Below are 17,638 nucleotides of genomic sequence, written 5' to 3'. Positions count from 1 at the left end.
GCTTTCGTCCCCGGCCGGTCCTGCCAGTCCATGACAGAAGGTGATAAACCGCTATCGCCCAGGATAAAGCGTCCGTGCGGATTATAATTTCCAAGTTTCAGGCGCATATACTATGACCGCTATGGCCCAACAGCTAGAACTTATCAAAAACAGTATCAAGACCATTCCCGATTACCCTAAACCGGGCATCTTTTTTCGGGATATCACCAGCTTGTTGGAAAATCCCCAGGCCTTCGCCGCCACCATCGAGCTGCTGGTCAACCACTACCGCGGGGAGGGCCTGACCAAAGTGGTTGGCACCGAAGCGCGCGGTTTTCTATTCGGCGCGCCCGTGGCCCTCGCCCTGGGGCTGGGATTCGTCCCGGTGCGTAAGCCCGGCAAGCTGCCCCGCGCGGTATTAAGCGAAAGCTACGAGCTGGAATACGGCGTCGATCGGCTGGAGATTCATCAGGACGCCATCAACCCCGGCGACCGGGTGCTGGTCATTGACGATCTGCTGGCTACGGGCGGCACCATCGAAGCGACGATCAAATTGATCCGGCGGCTGGGGGGCGAGGTCAAAGATGCGGCGTTTGTCATCAACCTCGCCGATCTCGGCGGTGAAGAGCGGCTTGAGCGCCTGGCCGTCAACAGCTACAGCCTGGTGGGTTTCCCCGGCCACTAAGTACATCAGCCTCGCGCTCCGGTGCGCGGCTGTGTTAGCATGGCCCTCTGTCCACTGACTTTTTTCGCGACCCATGAGCTATCAGGTTCTTGCCCGTAAATGGCGTCCGCAGACGTTTTCAGATGTAGTAGGTCAGGAACATGTTCTGACGGCGCTGACCAATGGCCTTTCGCTTGGCAGGATACACCACGCCTATCTTTTCTCAGGCACTCGCGGCGTCGGTAAAACCACCATCGCCCGGTTGCTTGCCAAAGGGCTGAATTGCGAAACCGGTATTACCGCCAGCCCCTGCGGCCAGTGCGCCAACTGCCGTGAAATCGAGCAGGGCAGGTTTGTCGATCTGATCGAAATCGACGCCGCGTCGCGCACCAAGGTGGAAGATACCCGGGATCTGCTGGACAATGTGCAATATGCGCCGGCGCGCGGCCGTTTCAAGGTCTACCTGATCGATGAAGTGCATATGCTTTCGCGCCACAGCTTCAACGCCCTGTTAAAGACGCTTGAAGAGCCGCCGTCCCATGTTAAATTCCTGCTGGCCACCACCGATCCGCAAAAACTGCCGGTAACCATTTTATCCCGCTGCCTGCAATTTCACCTCAAAGCCCTGGATGTCGGGCAAATCCGCGGCCAGCTTGAGCATATTCTCCAGGCCGAACGGATCGACAGCGAGCCGCGCGCCCTGCAGCTGCTGGCGCGCGCCGCCGACGGCAGCCTGCGCGATGCGCTGAGTCTGACCGACCAGGCGATCGCCATGGGTATGGGGCAGGTCACCACCCTGACGGTGGGAGACATGCTGGGCACGTTGAACACCGAACAGCCCCTGGCAATGATTGAAGCCCTGGTGGCCGCGGACGGCAATGCCATGATGGACCAATTGGCCCAGTGCGCCTCCCGGGGCGTGGACTGGGAAACGCTGCTGGTGGATATGCTGACGCTATTGCACCGTATCGCCATGGGGCAGTTGCTGCCCGACGCGCTGGCGGAAGAAGAAGACGCCGCTATCGCCCCGCGTTTGCGGGAGCTGGCGCGGCTGATTCCCCCGGCCGATTTGCAGTTGTATTATCAAACCCTGCTGGTGGGCCGCAAGGAGCTGCCGTTTGCCCCCGATCGGCGCATGGGCGTGGAAATGACCCTGCTGCGCGCCCTGGCTTTCCATCCCCGGATGACGGATGCCGCGCCGTCCGCGGCACCACCCCAGCCCGCCGGCGCCGCGGAAAAAAAAACGGCTGATTCCGCCGCTGCCGCGGATGCGATAGCAAACCCGCCGGCCGCTCCGGCGGACAATGCCCGCCGGCAGGGACTGCAAAACGGCTCCGCGCCGGCGGATGCGCGTCGCGCCGCGCGCGCCCATGACGCGGCGGCCCCTGTCCGCCAGCCGGGGCCGGACCATGGCGCCGCGCCGTCGGATATGCGGCAAGCCGCGCCTCCCCATGACGCGACGGCCCCTGTCCGCCAGCCGGGGCCGGACCATGGCGCCGCGCCGCCGGATATGCGGCAAGCCGCGCCTCCCCATGACGCGGCGGACTATGCCCGCCACCTGGATACGGACTATGGCGCCATGACGGAAGAGGATGCGCGGCAATTTGCGCCGCGCCGTGACGTGACGGACCCTGTCCGCCAGCCGGCGCCGCAACCTTCTACGGCACCGGCCGATAGCGGGCCAGCGGCGGCCGAGGCGACGACATTGCCCGACAGCACCGCGCAGCTATTGCAGGCGCGCACCGCGCTTTTGCAGCGGCAGGAGCGCCAAAAACCAAAAAAGGGTGATCCGGTCTCCGCGCCGGATCGCCAGAGACCGGCCAACAGCGCGCTGGAACGCCTGGCTTCGGTGAGCGAGCAGGCCCAGCAACGCCAGATTGCCGGTAATAAGACATCGGCGGCGGCTAAAGCGGTTAAACCGGAAGCCTATCGCTGGAAAGCCAGCCTGGCGCCCGAGGCCCCAACCGAGCCGGTGGCGACGCCAAAAGCCCTGCGCACGGCGCTGGAGCATGAAAAAACCCCGGAACTGGCCGCCCGCCTGGCTGCGGAATCCATCGTGCGCGATCCCTGGGCGGCGCTGGTGGATCGGTTAAAGATCCCCAAGCTGGTGCAACAACTGGCCCTGAATGCGTTCAGGGAAGATCTGGCGCCCGGTAAAGTCTGTTTGCACCTGCGCAGCGCGCAGCAGCATTTGAATTCTCCCGCCTCCCAGGCCACATTATCTGAGGCGCTCGGCGCAGAACTCGGCGCGCCGGTTGAATTAACCGTGGTGACAGATGATAATCCGGCGATACGCACGCCGCTGGAATGGCGGCAGGCTATTTATGAAGAAAAATTGATGCAGGCGCGTCAGGCGATTATTGCAGATAATAATATCCAGACGCTCCGGCGTTTCTTTGACGCCGAATTGGATGAAGATAGCATCCGTCCTGTTTAACCGCCGCTCGGCAGGCCCGGTTTGCCCGGTGCGGTTCGACGCTAATGACGCTAATAGAGAGAGAAAACTATGTTTGGTAAAGGCGGTATGGGCAACCTGATGAAGCAGGCCCAGCAGATGCAGGAAAAAATGCAGCAGATGCAAGAAGAGATCGCCCAGTTGGAAGTGACCGGTCAATCCGGTGCGGGCCTGGTCAAGGTGACGATTAACGGCGCGCACAATTGCCGCCGGGTTGAGGTCGATCCCAGCCTGTTGGACGATGACAAAGACATGCTCGAAGATCTGATTGCCGCGGCGTTTAACGATGCGGCCCGCCGCATTGCGGAAACCCAGAAGGAAAAAATGGCCTCTGTCTCCAGCGGCATGCAGCTTCCTCCTGGTTTTAAAATGCCGTTCTGATGCAAACCAGTCCATTGCTTGAAGCGCTGACCGAAGCGCTGCGGTGTTTACCCGGCGTGGGGCCCAAGTCGGCCCAGCGCATGGTATTCCAACTGCTGCAACGGGATCGCAGCGGCGGCATGCGCCTGGCCCAGGCTCTGACCCGCGCCATGTCGGAAATCGGCCACTGCGCCGATTGCCGCACGTTCACCGAGCAGGAGATCTGCACCATCTGCGCCAACCCGCGGCGCGCGCAGACCCGGCAAATCTGCGTGGTGGAAAGCCCGGCGGATATCCACGCCATCGAGCAAACCGGGCAGTTCGCCGGACGCTACTTCGTGCTGATGGGCCACCTTTCCCCCCTTGACGGCATCGGCCCGGATGATATCGGCCTGGACAGGTTGCAGGAGCGGCTGGCCGGCGAAGATATCGCCGAAGTCATTCTGGCCACCAATCCCACGGTGGAAGGCGACGCGACGGCCAACTACATAGCCGAAATGTGCGGCCACTACGACGTGCTGGCCACCCGCATCGCGCACGGAGTACCGGTGGGCGGAGAACTGGAGATGGTTGACGGCACCACGCTGTCCCATTCGCTGGCGGGGCGCCACCCCATCAAGTTTTAAACCGGCGGCCGCTCGCGCCGCCTTTTCCCCCGGCTTTTTTATCCGTAATGCTTGAAATTCGCTTCGCACATCCCCATCTGTTGTTCAGCGCAGTATCTAAACCCGCCTGATTGATAGCTATTTGGATTGAGGTAAGTATAAGTATGAAAGGACAAGAAACTCGCGGATTCCAATCTGAAGTAAAACAATTGCTTCAGCTGATGATCCACTCACTTTATTCCAATAAAGAAATTTTTATACGCGAACTGATTTCCAACGCCTCGGATGCGGCGGATAAATTACGTTTTCGCGCCTTATCCCAACCGGATCTCTATGAGGGAGACGGTGAATTACGCGTGCGCCTGTCCTGTGATAAAGCCAATCGCACCCTGACCCTGAGCGATAACGGCATCGGCATGAGCCGCGAAGAAGTCATCGACAACCTCGGCACCATCGCCAAATCCGGCACCAAGGCCTTCCTGGAGTCCATGGGATCGGATCAGGTCAAGGACAGCCAGCTTATCGGCCAGTTCGGCGTGGGGTTCTATTCCGCGTTTATCGTTGCCGATAAAGTCACGGTGCGCACCCGCGCCGCCGGCGCCCCGGCGGATGAAGGGGTATTTTGGGAATCCGCCGGCGAAGGGGACTACACCATTGCCGATATCAACAAACCTGAACGCGGCACCGAAATCACCCTGCACATGCGTGAAGGCGAAGACGAATTCCTCGATGATTGGCGCTTGCGCAGCGTAATCAGCAAATATTCCGATCATATCGCCCTGCCGGTGGAAATCGAAACCCGCGGCAAGGCTGACGCCGAAACCGACGGCGACCAGGCCGATGATGCCGATGATAAAGAAAGCGCCGAGACCATTACCTGGGAAAAAATCAATAAAGCCCAGGCCCTGTGGACCCGCAGCAAAGGCGAAATCACCGATGAGGAGTACAAGGAGTTTTATAAACACCTCTCCCATGACTTCGGCGATCCCCTGATCTGGAGCCACAACCGCGTCGAAGGTAAACAGGAATATACCAGCCTGCTATACATCCCCGGCAAGGCGCCCTGGGATATGTGGAACCGCGATCATAAGCATGGGCTCAAACTCTATGTCCAGCGCGTCTTTATCATGGACGACGCCGAGCAGTTCATGCCCAATTACCTGCGTTTCGTCAAGGGCCTGATCGACTCCAACGATTTACCGCTGAACGTCTCGCGTGAAATCCTGCAAGACAACCGCGTAACCCAGAACCTGAAAAGCGCGCTGACCAAACGCGTGCTGCAAATGCTGGACAAGCTCTCCAAGGATGATGCCGAGAAATATCAGCAGTTCTGGCAAGAGTTCGGCCTGGTGCTCAAAGAGGGGCCGGGGGAAGATACCGCCAACGGCGAAAGCATCGCCAAACTGCTGCGCTTCGCCTCGACGCATACCGACAGTTCGGCGCAGACCGTTTCGCTGCAGGACTATCTCGGCCGCATGGTGGAAGGCCAGGAAAAGATTTACTACATCACCGCCGACAGCTATGCCGCGGCCAAGAGCAGCCCTCATCTGGAACTGCTGCGCAAGAAAGGTATCGAAGTCCTGCTGCTTTCCGATCGCATCGACGAATGGATGATGAGCTACCTGACCGAATTCGAAGGCAAACCCTTCCAGTCAGTCAGTAAAACGGACGCCGCCCTCGACAAACTGGCCGATGAAGAAACCGCCGAGGAGCAGAAAGACGCTGAAAAAGCCCTTGAACCCTTTGTGGCGCGCGTAAAAACCTTCCTGGGCGACCGGGTCAAAGAGGTGCGCCTGACCCATCGCCTGACCGATACCCCGGCCATCGTGACCACCGACGCCAACGACATGACCACCCAGATGGCCAAGCTGTTCGCCTCGGCCGGCCAGGCCGCGCCGGAAATCAAATATATCTTTGAACTCAATCCGGACCATGCCCTGGTTAAACGCGCCGCCGATATCAATGAAGAAAGCCATTTCAACGAATGGATTGAACTGCTGCTCGATCAGGCCCTGCTGGCCGAACGCGGCACCCTCGACGATCCGAACCAGTTTATCCGCCGCATGAACCAACTGTTAAGCGAATAAACCGGTTATGCCGGCCGGGTATTAACGGCCGGCCACAGTAATCAACCCGGGCCGATCCGGCCTGGGTTGATTCTGAAAGCGCCGCTAAACCGCCTCTCCTTGCGCCCATCCCTTGAGGAATGACTCCTACTAGTGGTAAGGTTTAGCGTTTTCTACATTTTTTTACATTTGATCTAAGCAAGGGGATTTACGCAATGCGTATCATTCTGCTGGGCGCTCCGGGCGCTGGTAAGGGCACTCAGGCACAATTTATTATGGAAAAGTACGGCATTCCGCAGATTTCCACCGGCGACATGCTGCGCGCCGCGGTGAAAGCGCAATCCGAACTGGGTAAAAAAGCCAAAGAAATCATGGATGCCGGCAAATTGGTGACCGATGAACTGGTTATCGCCCTGGTGAAAGAACGCATCAAACAGGAAGACTGCCGCAACGGGTTCCTGCTCGACGGTTTCCCGCGCACCATTCCCCAGGCCGACGCCATGAAAGATGCCGGCATCAAAGTGGATTACGTTCTGGAATTCGCGGTGCCGGACGAGCTGATTATCGATCGCATCGTCGGCCGCCGCGTTCACGCCCCGTCAGGGCGCGTCTACCACGTCAAATTCAATCCGCCGAAACACGAAGGCAAGGATGATGTCACCGGCGAGCCGCTCACTACCCGTAAAGACGATCAGGAAGAAACCGTGCGCAAACGCCTGGTGGAATACCATCAGCAAACCGCGCCGCTGATTGGCTACTACCAGAAAGAAGCCGACGCCGGCAACACCCAATATCGCAAAATCGACGGCACCCAAAAAGTCTCCGCCATCAGCGAAGAACTGGCCAAAATCCTCGGTTAATCACCTCGCAGCGAACCCTGTTAAAGGGGGAGCATGCCAATGAGGTCGAAGCGGGCATGGTTTTCCTGCCCGCCCGAGCGCCTCATGGCATGGTAGGCCCGCCAACCTGAACTCGCAGCGTGCCTGTTAAAGGGGGAGCATGCCATCCACCTATCGGAATGATTTGCCTTCCCCCTGCGGTTAACGATCCCCCCCGGCCACTTTTCGGCTACACTAGCTTATCGATAACCGTCGATTAATCCCTTTTAAATACAGGGAATTGCGAATTGAACCCGATACGAAAGGACAGCGCAATGAGACAGGAAAAATATGGCGTGCTGATGGTCAACCTGGGAACCCCGGAAGCCCCGACCTCCCAGGCGGTAAAACGTTACCTGGCCGAATTTCTCAGCGACCGGCGCGTCGTCGACACCCCGCGCATTCTCTGGTGGCCGCTGCTGCGCGGCGTGATCCTCCCGCTCCGCTCCCCGCGCGTAGCCAAACTCTACCAAAGCGTCTGGATAGACGAAGGATCGCCGCTGATGGTCTTCAGCAAACGCCAACACGCGGCGCTCTCGGCCGCGCTGCCCGAAGCGCAGGTGGAACTGGCCATGAGCTACGGCTCGCCCGCCCTGGCGCCCGCCGTCGAACGCCTGCTGGCCGCAGGCATCACTAAACTGGTCATCCTGCCGCTCTACCCGCAATATTCCAGCTCCACCAGCGCCTCCATCTGGGATGCGGTAGCCCGCGCCCTGGCCGACCGGCGCAGCCTGCCGTCCGTCAGCTTTATCCGCGACTACGCCGAACACCCGGCCTATATCGCGGCGCTGGCGGATAGCATTAAACGCTCCTTTGCCCAACACGGCGAACCGGATCGGCTGGTGATTTCATTCCACGGTATTCCCCAGCGCTACGCACGCGAAGGGGACGATTACCCGCTGCGCTGCGAAGACACCCGCCGCGCGCTGGTGGCGGCCCTCGACTTTCCCCCGGAAAAGGTCATGATGACCTTTCAATCGCGTTTTGGCCGCGACCCCTGGCTAACGCCGTTCACCGATATGACGCTGAAAGGCTTGCCGTCCCAGGGAATCAAACACATTCAGGTTATTTGCCCCGGCTTTGCGGCGGACTGCCTGGAAACGCTGGAAGAGATCCAGGTGCAAAACTGTGAAATCTTCACCCATGCCGGCGGCGAAACCTTCCACTATATTCCCGCGCTAAATGCCGAACCCGCCCATATCGAACTCTTTCGCCGGTTAGTCAGCGAACAGTTTAACTGAGCACTCAATAGGGTATCTTGGCCGCATCGAGCTGGAGCAGGGCAATCATGCTGGTGGCGATCTCACGTTCTCCCATCACCACCTGCGTGGCGCCGCGTTCGGTAATATAGGTCACCTCGTCGTCATAATGCGCGCGCACGATGATGCGTAAATCCGGCCGTTTTTCCCGCGCCAGCGCCACGATTTCCCCGGCTTCAAAGCCGTTGGGAATGGTCAGCAACATCCAGCGGGCGCAGTCCAGGCGCGCCAGCGCCAAAATCTCCGCTTTGGCGGCATTGCCCAGCACCACGTTCACTCCCTGGCTGCGCAGCGCATCCACCCGCGCCCGGTTATTTTCAATCACCACCATCGGCATCCCTTCCGCCGTCAATTTGTCGCCAATCAGGCTGCCCACCCGGCCGTAACCCACCAGCAGGACATGGTGGCAGACCTCAAGGGGCAACTGCGCTTCCTCTCCGGGCTGCCCATCGCTTTGTTTCTCGTCATCGCTGTCATGGTGCGCCAGATAGCGCTCCAGCAGCGCGAACATCAGCGGATTGACCATAATGGACAATATCGCCCCGGCCAGCACCAGATTCTGCCCCTGCTGGGACAGCATTCCCTGGGAAATACCAAGACCGGCCAGAATAAAGGCGAACTCGCCGATTTGCGCCAGGCTGACGGAAATGGTCAGGGCGGTACGGCTGGAATGGCCGAATAATTTGACCAACGCAAACGCCGCCACCGATTTACCCAACAAAATAATGGCCAGCGTGGCCAGCACCGCCAGCGGTTCATGAATCAGAATCATGGGATCGAACAGCATGCCCACCGAGACAAAAAACAGCACGGCAAAAGCATCCCGCAGCGGCAGCGTATCGTGGGCGGCCCGGTGGCTCAGTTCGGACTCATTAAGCACCACCCCGGCAAAAAACGCCCCCAGGGCGAACGACACGCCGAACAACTCCACCGCGCCGAAGGCAATGCCCAGCGCCATGGCCAGCACCGAGAGCGTGAACAGCTCCCGCGAGCCGGTGCTGGCGCTTTTGGCCAGGACCCACGGCACCAGGCGGCGTCCCACCACAATCATCAGCGTAATAAAGGCCACCACTTTGCCGATGGTCAGGGCGAGGTCGAGCCATAGCTGCTGGATATTATCGGTTTCATTGCTCAACAGTTTGCCGTAAGCCGGCAAAAGCACCAACGTCAGCACCATCACCAGGTCTTCGACAATCAGCCAGCCGATGGCGATTTGGCCGCGCCGGCTGTCAATCAGCTGTCGCTCTTCCAGCGCCCGCAGCAGTACCACGGTACTGGCGGTGGAGAGGCACAGGCCGAATACCAGCCCGTTGACCAGCGTCCAGTTCATGGCGATCGAAAAGGACATGCCCAGCAGGGTGGCCACGGCGATTTGGGCTATTGCGCCGGGGATGGCGATGGACTTTACCGCCATTAAATCCTTGAGCGAAAAATGCAGGCCGACGCCGAACATCAGCAAAATCACGCCCAGTTCGGCCAGTTCCGGAGCCAGCGAGGTATCAGCGACAAAACCAGGGGTATGGGGACCGACCAATACGCCGGCCGCGAGGTAACCCACCAGGGGGGAAATACGAAAACGATTAGCCAGGAAGCCTAACAGAAAAGCCAGGACCAGGCCTCCAACAATAGTATTGATGAGCGGTGTGGCATGGTGCATTCCGTCTCCTTGGGCAAGGGGCGTTAGAAACAAAAATTTACATATTGAGTTTATGGTATCGGGCGGGCTTTTGTGTAGAGATTTATGGTAAAGAGCCAAAAAAAAGGCTTTTGCGGTAAAAAAGCGCCAGACCTGCGTTTCATCCGGCTTTAATCTGGCTGCCCATGAGGGCAGGGGGTTAGCGTTTCCCCGCGTGACAGTTTCGCGGGGAAACCGTTAACGATTTTGCCCGGTATCCGGCAGAAAAGCGGTGAGAATGCCCAGCAACGGCAGGAAAGCGCAGATTTGATAGACAAATTCGATGCTGGTCAAATCGGCGATATACCCCAGCACCGCCGCTCCCAGGCCGCCCATGCCGAAGGCGAAACCGAAAAACAGCCCCGAGACCATGCCTATCCTGCCCGGCAGCAGTTCTTGGGCGTAGACCAGAATCGCTGAAAACGCCGACGCGATAATCACGCCGATAATCACGGTCAGCACGCCGGTGAGGGCCAGCGAAGCATGGGGCAGCAGCAGGGTAAATGGCGTTACGCCGAGAATCGATCCCCAAATCACGTACTTGCGGCCGATGCGATCGCCCAGCGGCCCGCCGATCACCGTACCGACCGCCACCGCGAACAAAAAAGCGAACAGGTGCAGCTGCGCCGACTGTACCGACAGGCCGAATTTATGGATTAAATAAAAGGTGTAATAACTACTGATGCTGGTGAGATAGAAATATTTGGAGAAGATCAGCACCAGCAAGATTACGATGGCCCAGGCGACCCTGCGGGCCGGCAGCGCGGACGCCCCTTGCCGGGCCGGCCGGCGCGGGGCGGGCGCGGCGATCGCGCCGCGATACCATTTGCCCACCTGCAGCAAAATAATCGTCGCCAGCAGCGCCGCCAGGGATAGCCAGGCGATATGCCCTTTGCCATAAGGCGCAATCAGCAAGGCGGCCAGCAGCGGCCCCAGCGACGCGCCGAAATTGCCGCCGACCTGGAACAGCGACTGCGCCAGCCCGTGCCGCCCGCCGGACGCCATGCGCGCGACGCGGGATGATTCCGGGTGAAATACCGACGAACCGGTGCCGACCAGCGCCGCCGCGATCAATACCATGGGGAAACTGGTCGCCATCGCCATCAGTAAAATACCGCACAGGGTAAAACCCATGCCGATGGGCAAAGAGTATGGCTGCGGGTATTTATCGGTGTAGCTGCCTATCAGCGGCTGCAGCAGGGAGGCGGTAATCTGGTAAGTCAGGGTAATCAGGCCGACCTGGGTAAAGCTGAGCGAGAAGGTCGCCTGCAATAGCGGATAAATCGCCAGGATCAGCGATTGAATCATATCGTTTAACATATGGGCCACGCTGATGGCGGCCAGGATCGGAAACAGGGTGCGCTGGACGCCCGCGCCGGATTTCAGCGTATCGGGGGTGCGTAAGGTCATAGGGCCGTCACCGCCGGTGCATGCTCATCGCGTTTGGCGATATCGGCGAAGGTCGCCGACAGCACCCGCTGCAAATCTCCGGGGCTGAGCTCGATGTCCAGCCCGCGCTTGCCGCCGGAAACATAAATGGTGGCAAAGCGCTGCGCCGGCAGATCGATCACCGTCGGCAGGCGTTTTTTCTGGCCCAGGGGACTAATGCCGCCCAGCAGATAGCCGGTGGTTTTTTGCGCCAGCGCCGGATCGGCCATTTCGGCTTTTTTAGCCCCCAGCGCTTTGGCGACTTTTTTCAGGTCAAGTTGCAACGCCACCGGCGTAACCGCCACCGCCAGCTGCCTGGCCTCGCCGTTAAGCGACACCAGTAGGGTTTTGTAAACCTGGGCGGCATCCAACCCGAGCTTGCTGACCGCTTCCTCGCCGAAATGGGTTTCATCGCTATCGTGGTGATAAGAATGAAGGGTAAAGGCGATATGGTTTTTTTCCAATAACTTAACCGCAGGCGTCATGACATCGTCCTGAGTGAGGGATATAGCGAAAACCTAAATGATACAGCAGGGTAGCGTACCGGCGCCGGGGGGTAAATAACCGCTGGCTAAAAAGCGCGATCATTTCTGTAATAGCGAGGGCAAGTTTTGCTCGCCATACAGATGCAGGGCGCCTACCGCCACGACATAGCCTCCGGCGGGTAAATCCTCCAGCAGGGTTTTCCAGCGCTGGTTGCGCTCGGTCATCAGGTATTGATACAACTCGCCGCTGAACGTCGAGGGGAAGGCCTTGGCCATATTCACCGGCTTGCTGTTGAGCCACCAGCCGATCATGGTTTGCAGGAGCCGCGCATTGGTATGCCAATGACGCAGCGTGTCTTGCAGCAGGGCATTGCCCTGATCCGGCAGTTGCAGCAATAGCTCCAACTGTTCTTGCGGACCTTCCAGTTCGATTACCGGCTTGTTCATGTCCCTGGCCGCCTGGATCAACTGATAATCAATGCCATAGGCGGTGCGCAGCCCCAGGCGTTCCGCCTGGCGGGCCTGTAACATCAAGGCGATATGCCAGGCCGGCAACAGGGCCAGTCCGGCTTCGTCCAGGCCATACTCCGCGCACAGGCCGCTCAGTATCTCATGCTGGAGCGGGGAAAGGCGTTCCGACAGCGGCACGGTCACCGGCCCGGTATCGGTTAACGGCGGGGCGGCGGTAATATCCGCTTCCACAATCAGCGCCGTCGCCTGTTGCAAACGGGACAACAGGCTGGCGGGCAGCGGCGCCATATCCCGGGTGCCCATATGGATACTGCCCACCAGATGTAATTGGCGGCGGTCCGGCAAATTAACATCCATGCCCGGCCAGGCATAAGCTGCGGGGGCGATTAACCCCAGCATGATGGCCGCACGCCGTAATAAATTCCTCATTCCCCATTGCTCCCGTCCCGTGATGGGCGTTTAAGATACGTCTGCGGCCAGTGTATGACGTTAGGCTTTGGGCTTAAAGCGTATCAGGCGATTGGCGTTGCTGACCACGGTAATCGACGATAGCGCCATCGCCGCCCCCGCGACCACCGGGCTGAGCAGCGTACCGGTAAAGGGATATAAAATACCGGCGGCGATGGGAATGCCCAGCACATTGTATATAAACGCCCCGAGCAGGTTCTGTTTCATATTGCGCAGCGTGGCGTTGGCGATTTCCAGCGCGTCCGCCACTCCGTGCAGACTATGGCGCATCAGGGTGATGGCGGCGGTTTCAATGGCCACATCGCTGCCGCCGCCCATGGCGATGCCCACCTGCGCCTGCGCCAGCGCGGGGGCGTCGTTAATGCCGTCGCCGATCATCGCCACCCGATGGCCCTGTTGCTGCAATTCCAGGATGGCCTGCGCTTTACCGTCCGGCAATACGCCGGCAATCACCCGGTCGATACCGGCTTCTTGCGCTACCGCGTTGGCGGTGGCGGCGTTATCCCCGGTCAGCATTATCAAGGTATAGCCCTGGCGATGTAGCCGGGCCAGGGCCGCGCTGCTATCGCCGCGCAGCGGATCGCGAATGGCGAACAGCGCCGCCGCTTTGCCGTCCAGCGCCAGCAATACCGGCGTGGCCCCCTGTTCCGCCCAGAATGTCACGCGTTCGCCAAGCGCCCCGGCCTCTATCCGCTGCTGCGCCAGCAAGGCGCTATTGCCGAGCAAGGCCCGGGTGGTTGCGCCGGCGGTTGCGCCGATATCGCCGCTGACCCCCAGCCCGCGCAGGGTGCGAAACGAGCTGACCGCATCCAGCGCCGCGCCGCCGGCGTGTTGCACGATGGCATGGGCCAGAGGATGATTGGAGCCTTGCTCCAGCGCGGCGGCGATGGCCGTGACCCGGGCTTCGTCAAAGCCGGGGGCCGGCTCTACCGCCACCACCCGCGGATGCCCTTCGGTCAGGGTGCCGGTCTTGTCGAAAACCAGGGTATCGAGGGTAGTGGCGTGTTGCAGCGCATCGGCATCGCGCACCAGTACGCCAAATTCCGCCGCCCGTCCGACGCCGGCGATAATGGACATGGGGGTGGCCAGCCCCAAGGCGCAGGGACAGGCGATAATCAGCACGGTAGTGGCGATCACCAGGGTATAAACGATCTGCGGCTGCGGGCCGACCAGATACCAGATGGCCGCGCTGATCAGGGCGATGGCCACCACGGTGGGCACAAATACCGCGGAGATGCGATCCGCCAGCTGGCCGATGGCCGGTTTGCTGCTTTGGGCCTGGCGCACCAAACGGATAATGCGCGCCAGGGTGGTCTGGCTACCGATGGCATCGGCGCGAAACAGCACGGTGCCGTCCTGCACCACGGTGCCGGCATGCACCTTATCGCCAATGGATTTTTGGCGGGCCGCCGGTTCGCCGGTCAGCATGGATTCGTCCAGCCAGACCTCGCCCCCGGTAATCTCGCCGTCTACCGGCACGCGGTCGCCGGTGGCGAGCCGCAGGGTCATGCCAAGTTGTACTTCGGCCAGCGGCAAGGTGCGTTCGCCGGCGTCATCCACAATTCTCGCCATGGGCGGCGTCAGGTCCAGCAGGCGCTCAAGGGCCTGCGATGAGCGCTGGCGGGCGCGTTGTTCCAGCGCATGGCCCAGATTAATCAGGCCGATGATCATGGCGCTGGCTTCGAAGTAGAGATGCCGGGCCATCATCGGGAAGACATCCGGCCACAGCGCGACGCTGATGGAATACAGCCATGCGGCGCCGGTGCCCAGCGCCACCAGGGTATCCATGGTGGCGCTGCCGGTGCGCAGGCTGCGCCAGGCGCTGCGATAAAAGTGGCCGCCGGCAATCACCATGACCGCAAGCGTAATTAAACCGATTGCCAGCCACAGCGGGCGACTTGCGGGCGTCAGCGTCATGCTGCCGCCGAAAATCCCCCAGGCCATCAACGGCACGCCGAGCGCGAGCGCCAGCGCCGATTGCCAGCTAAAACGGGCCATCGCCTGCCGTGCGGTTTGCTGTTGACGCTCGCGGCGCAGGGTATCATCCTGAATCAGCTCCGCGCCGTAGCCCGCGCGCTCGACGGCCGCAATCAGCGCCGCGCCGTCCGGCGCGCCCATCACCAGGGCGCTGCGTTCCGCCAGATTGACCCGCGCCTGCTCGACCCCGGGTACTTGCTGCAACGCGCGTTCGACCCTGGAGACGCAGCTGGCGCAGCTCATGCCGTTAATTAACAAATGGATATCGTTACTTGCCGGAATTGTTGCCGGAATTAAGGTCGCCGCTGCCGGTGAGTCCGGCGCTGAATTGTTGCCCGTCAGCGGCTCAGTTTTTGGGTGAACGGCGCCTCCATCCAGGGTCGCCTGGTAGCCGGCCTGTTCCACGGCGGCGATCAGCGCCTGCGGGTCGGCCGCGCCATAAACGCTGGCATGATCCAACTCGACCTCCACGGCGTTAACGCCGGGCACCGCCGCCAGCGCTTTGCGGGTGGCGGCCACGCAGTGGCCGCAGCTCAAGCCGGACAATGCCAGCTCCGTGTCGGCGGCCCCGGCCGGGGCGGCGTCATAACCGGCCTGCTTGATGCTGGCGATGAGTTCTGGCGCGGCCGCGCGGCCGGTCACCGTGGCATACTTCAGCGCCACCTGGGCATTATCCACGTCATCCCTGGATTCCAGGGTGTCTTTGACCCGTTTAATGCAGTGTTCGCAGGATAATCCCTGCAATGCGAGTACAATTGTCTGCGACATACACGACTCCTTTTAACCCATGGCGGTTCTCCAAACGGATTGACGAACACCGGGGAAAACCTGTGTAATAGAGCTTAAACCTTGCCGCAAGGGGAAGGTCAAGGGGGAAATATGAATATCAGCGATGTGGCGAAAAAAACCGGTTTAACCAGTAAGGCAATTCGCTTTTATGAAGAAAAGGGGCTGGTCACGCTGCCGGTCCGCCGGGATAACGGCTATCGCAGTTACAACGCCCGGCATCTGGAAGAATTGACGCTGCTGCGCCAGGCGCGGCTGGTGGGGTTTAACCTGGATGAGTGCCGCGAGCTGGTGGCGCTGTTTAATAATCCCCTGCGTCACAGCGCCGATGTCAAAACCCGCACCCTGCAAAAAGTTAAAGACATCGAGCATCATATTGACGAGCTCAAGGCCATGCGCCGGCAATTACTGCAATTGGCTGAGAGTTGCCCCGGCGATGACAGCGCCGATTGCCCGATTATCAATAACCTGGCCGGATGCTGCGCCGTTGGCGGACATCAGGGCTGATCCGATCGGGGCCGCACCCGCAGGGTGATGCCCTCCACGGCGATAACCTCCACCTCGGCGCCCATGGCCAGGTCCTGGTCACAACGCGCGCGCCAGGTACTGTCGCCGATGCGCACCCGCCCCAGGCCGTTAACCAGCGGTTCGCTCAAGGTAGTGCGGGTGCCGACCAGTTGTTCACCGCGCCGGTTTAGCAGCGACGGCGGGCGGCTGGCGTTGCGGGAACGCAGCCAGTACCACCAGGCCAGGGCTGCAAAGATGGTCAGCACGGCGAACATGACACCCTGCCACTCCCAGCCGGTGGGCGCCACCCAGGCCACCAGCCCGACCAGCACCGCGGCGATGCCGCTCCATAATAAATATCCGCTGGCTCCCAGCATTTCGGCGGCCAGCAGCAGGCAGCCGAGAGAGATCCAGAACCAGTGGGGGTGGGTTAGGAGGGCGGAGATCATGGCTATTTATCCTCGCTCATGGCTATTTATCCTCGCTCATGGCTGTTCATTTCGCTCATGGCTATTTGCCGCGGCTCTGTTTGCCGTCGCCGAGCAGTTCGGCGATCCCGCCGATGGCGCCCATCAGGTTGCTGGCCTCCAGCGGCATCATGATCACCTTGCTGTTATTGGCCGAGGCGATCTGTTTTAGCGCATCGGTATATTTCTGGGCGACAAAATAGTTTATGGCCTGGATATTCCCTGACGCGATGGCGTCGGAGACCATTTGGGTGGCGCGGGCTTCCGCCTCGGCCGCGCGTTCCCGGGCTTCCGCCTGCAGGAAGGCCGCTTGCCGCTCGCCTTCGGCATTGAGGATTTGCGACTGTTTCTCGCCTTCCGCCCGCAGAATCGCCGCCTGGCGTATGCCTTCCGCTTCCAGGATATTAGCGCGCTTGGTTCGCTCCGCCCTCATCTGGGCGTTCATCGCCGCGATCATTTCCGCGGGCGGGCGCACATCGCGGATTTCGATACGGGTCACCTTGATGCCCCACGGACTGGTGGCCTCGTCGACGATATGCAGCAGGCGGGTATTGATGCCGTCGCGCTGGGACAGCATCTCGTCGAGCTCCATGGAACCGAGCACGGTACGGATGTTGGTCATGGTCAGGTTGAGGATGGCCTGTTCCAGATTGCTGACCTCATAGGCCGCGCGCGCGGGATCGACCACCTGGATAAAGCAGACGGCATCAATGGTGACATTGGCGTTGTCCTTGGAAATGATTTCCTGCGAGGGGATATCCAGCACCTGCTCCATCATATTGATTTTGCGCCCGATGCGGTCCATAAACGGCACCACCAGATTCAGGCCGGGCTTTAAGGTCAGGGTATAGCGGCCAAACCGTTCCACCGTCCAGTGGTATCCCTGCGGGACGATTTTTATCCCCGCCCAGACGACAATCAGGGCCAAAATAATAATGACGGGAATTACCGTCAGCATAGGTGAAATCTCCATGATGAAATCTCCATTTCGTGAGAGAGGCGACGAACACAACTTCCCGGTATCCATGTGACATCGGGTCCACACCGCGGGTAGCATGACAGAACATTTTCAACGCTGGCTTAATAGTACGCTTTTGCCGCGACGCTT

General features: G+C 60.2%; 15 protein-coding genes. 8 read left to right on the top strand and 7 right to left on the bottom strand.

Going from position 1 to position 17,638, the window contains the following annotated elements:
* The first annotated feature begins 112 nt into the window (after window positions 1-112).
* The 7 genes from apt to hemH all read left to right on the top strand — a co-directional run bounded on the left by apt (window position 113) and on the right by hemH (window position 8,248).
* Window positions 113-664, top strand: coding sequence for an adenine phosphoribosyltransferase (gene apt, locus ACL2XP_RS19930; protein WP_413734839.1), 552 nt, complete (start codon window positions 113-115; stop codon window positions 662-664).
* Between the two features lie 73 nt (window positions 665-737).
* Window positions 738-3,080 (top strand): DNA polymerase III subunit gamma/tau, encoded by a 2,343-nt coding sequence (gene dnaX / locus ACL2XP_RS19925; protein WP_413734837.1) that lies wholly within the window; start codon window positions 738-740, stop codon window positions 3,078-3,080.
* A 69-nt stretch (window positions 3,081-3,149) separates the two neighbouring features.
* Complete coding sequence (locus ACL2XP_RS19920; RefSeq protein ID WP_413734835.1) at window positions 3,150-3,479, top strand: YbaB/EbfC family nucleoid-associated protein; 330 nt, start codon at window positions 3,150-3,152, stop codon at window positions 3,477-3,479.
* Window positions 3,479-4,084 (top strand): recombination mediator RecR, encoded by a 606-nt coding sequence (gene recR, locus ACL2XP_RS19915; RefSeq protein WP_413734833.1) that lies wholly within the window; start codon window positions 3,479-3,481, stop codon window positions 4,082-4,084. Before ACL2XP_RS19920 ends, recR begins: the two co-directional genes overlap by 1 nt.
* 143 nt (window positions 4,085-4,227) lie before the next feature.
* On the top strand, window positions 4,228-6,150 hold the full coding sequence (htpG, locus tag ACL2XP_RS19910; RefSeq protein WP_413734831.1) for a molecular chaperone HtpG: 1,923 nt from the start codon (window positions 4,228-4,230) through the stop codon (window positions 6,148-6,150).
* 194 nt (window positions 6,151-6,344) lie between these two features.
* The gene (gene adk / locus ACL2XP_RS19905; RefSeq protein ID WP_413734830.1) at window positions 6,345-6,989 is read left to right on the top strand and encodes an adenylate kinase; all 645 of its coding nucleotides are present in this window, start codon (window positions 6,345-6,347) and stop codon (window positions 6,987-6,989) included.
* Window positions 6,990-7,282: 293 nt separating this feature from the next.
* Window positions 7,283-8,248, top strand: coding sequence for a ferrochelatase (hemH, locus tag ACL2XP_RS19900; protein WP_413734829.1), 966 nt, complete (start codon window positions 7,283-7,285; stop codon window positions 8,246-8,248).
* A gap of 4 nt (window positions 8,249-8,252) precedes the next feature.
* Here the strand turns inward: hemH and ybaL are convergent, their stop codons facing one another.
* From ybaL to copA, 5 genes are all read right to left on the bottom strand, one after another.
* On the bottom strand, window positions 8,253-9,923 hold the full coding sequence (gene ybaL / locus ACL2XP_RS19895) for a YbaL family putative K(+) efflux transporter (RefSeq protein WP_413734827.1): 1,671 nt from the start codon (window positions 9,921-9,923) through the stop codon (window positions 8,253-8,255).
* Window positions 9,924-10,139: 216 nt separating this feature from the next.
* Window positions 10,140-11,351, bottom strand: a complete 1,212-nt coding sequence (locus ACL2XP_RS19890; RefSeq protein WP_413734826.1) for an MFS transporter — start codon at window positions 11,349-11,351, stop codon at window positions 10,140-10,142.
* Window positions 11,348-11,854 (bottom strand): Cys-tRNA(Pro)/Cys-tRNA(Cys) deacylase YbaK, encoded by a 507-nt coding sequence (gene ybaK / locus ACL2XP_RS19885; RefSeq protein ID WP_413734825.1) that lies wholly within the window; start codon window positions 11,852-11,854, stop codon window positions 11,348-11,350. The genes ACL2XP_RS19890 and ybaK overlap by 4 nt, the downstream gene beginning before the upstream one ends.
* 99 nt (window positions 11,855-11,953) lie before the next feature.
* Entirely contained in the window at window positions 11,954-12,754 is an 801-nt protein-coding gene (locus ACL2XP_RS19880; protein ID WP_413734824.1) for a TraB/GumN family protein, read from the bottom strand.
* 60 nt (window positions 12,755-12,814) lie between these two features.
* The gene (copA, locus tag ACL2XP_RS19875) at window positions 12,815-15,538 is read right to left on the bottom strand and encodes a copper-exporting P-type ATPase CopA (protein WP_413734823.1); all 2,724 of its coding nucleotides are present in this window, start codon (window positions 15,536-15,538) and stop codon (window positions 12,815-12,817) included.
* A 111-nt stretch (window positions 15,539-15,649) separates the two neighbouring features.
* Here copA and cueR point away from each other — a divergent pair, with 111 nt between their 5' ends.
* Complete coding sequence (gene cueR / locus ACL2XP_RS19870; RefSeq protein WP_413734821.1) at window positions 15,650-16,063, top strand: Cu(I)-responsive transcriptional regulator; 414 nt, start codon at window positions 15,650-15,652, stop codon at window positions 16,061-16,063.
* On the opposite strand, the gene ACL2XP_RS19865 is transcribed toward cueR, so the two are convergent.
* Both ACL2XP_RS19865 and ACL2XP_RS19860 read right to left on the bottom strand, forming a co-directional pair.
* Window positions 16,054-16,512, bottom strand: a complete 459-nt coding sequence (locus tag ACL2XP_RS19865) for an NfeD family protein (RefSeq protein WP_413734819.1) — start codon at window positions 16,510-16,512, stop codon at window positions 16,054-16,056. The two genes, cueR and ACL2XP_RS19865, sit on opposite strands and share 10 nt — an antisense overlap.
* A 61-nt stretch (window positions 16,513-16,573) precedes the next feature.
* The gene (locus ACL2XP_RS19860) at window positions 16,574-17,488 is read right to left on the bottom strand and encodes an SPFH domain-containing protein (protein WP_413739234.1); all 915 of its coding nucleotides are present in this window, start codon (window positions 17,486-17,488) and stop codon (window positions 16,574-16,576) included.
* Window positions 17,489-17,638 lie beyond the last annotated feature (150 nt).

This window comes from Sodalis sp. RH21 (assembly GCF_047324175.1).
GTDB lineage: Bacteria > Pseudomonadota > Gammaproteobacteria > Enterobacterales > Enterobacteriaceae > Acerihabitans.
This window is presented reverse-complemented; position numbering and strand designations above follow the sequence as displayed.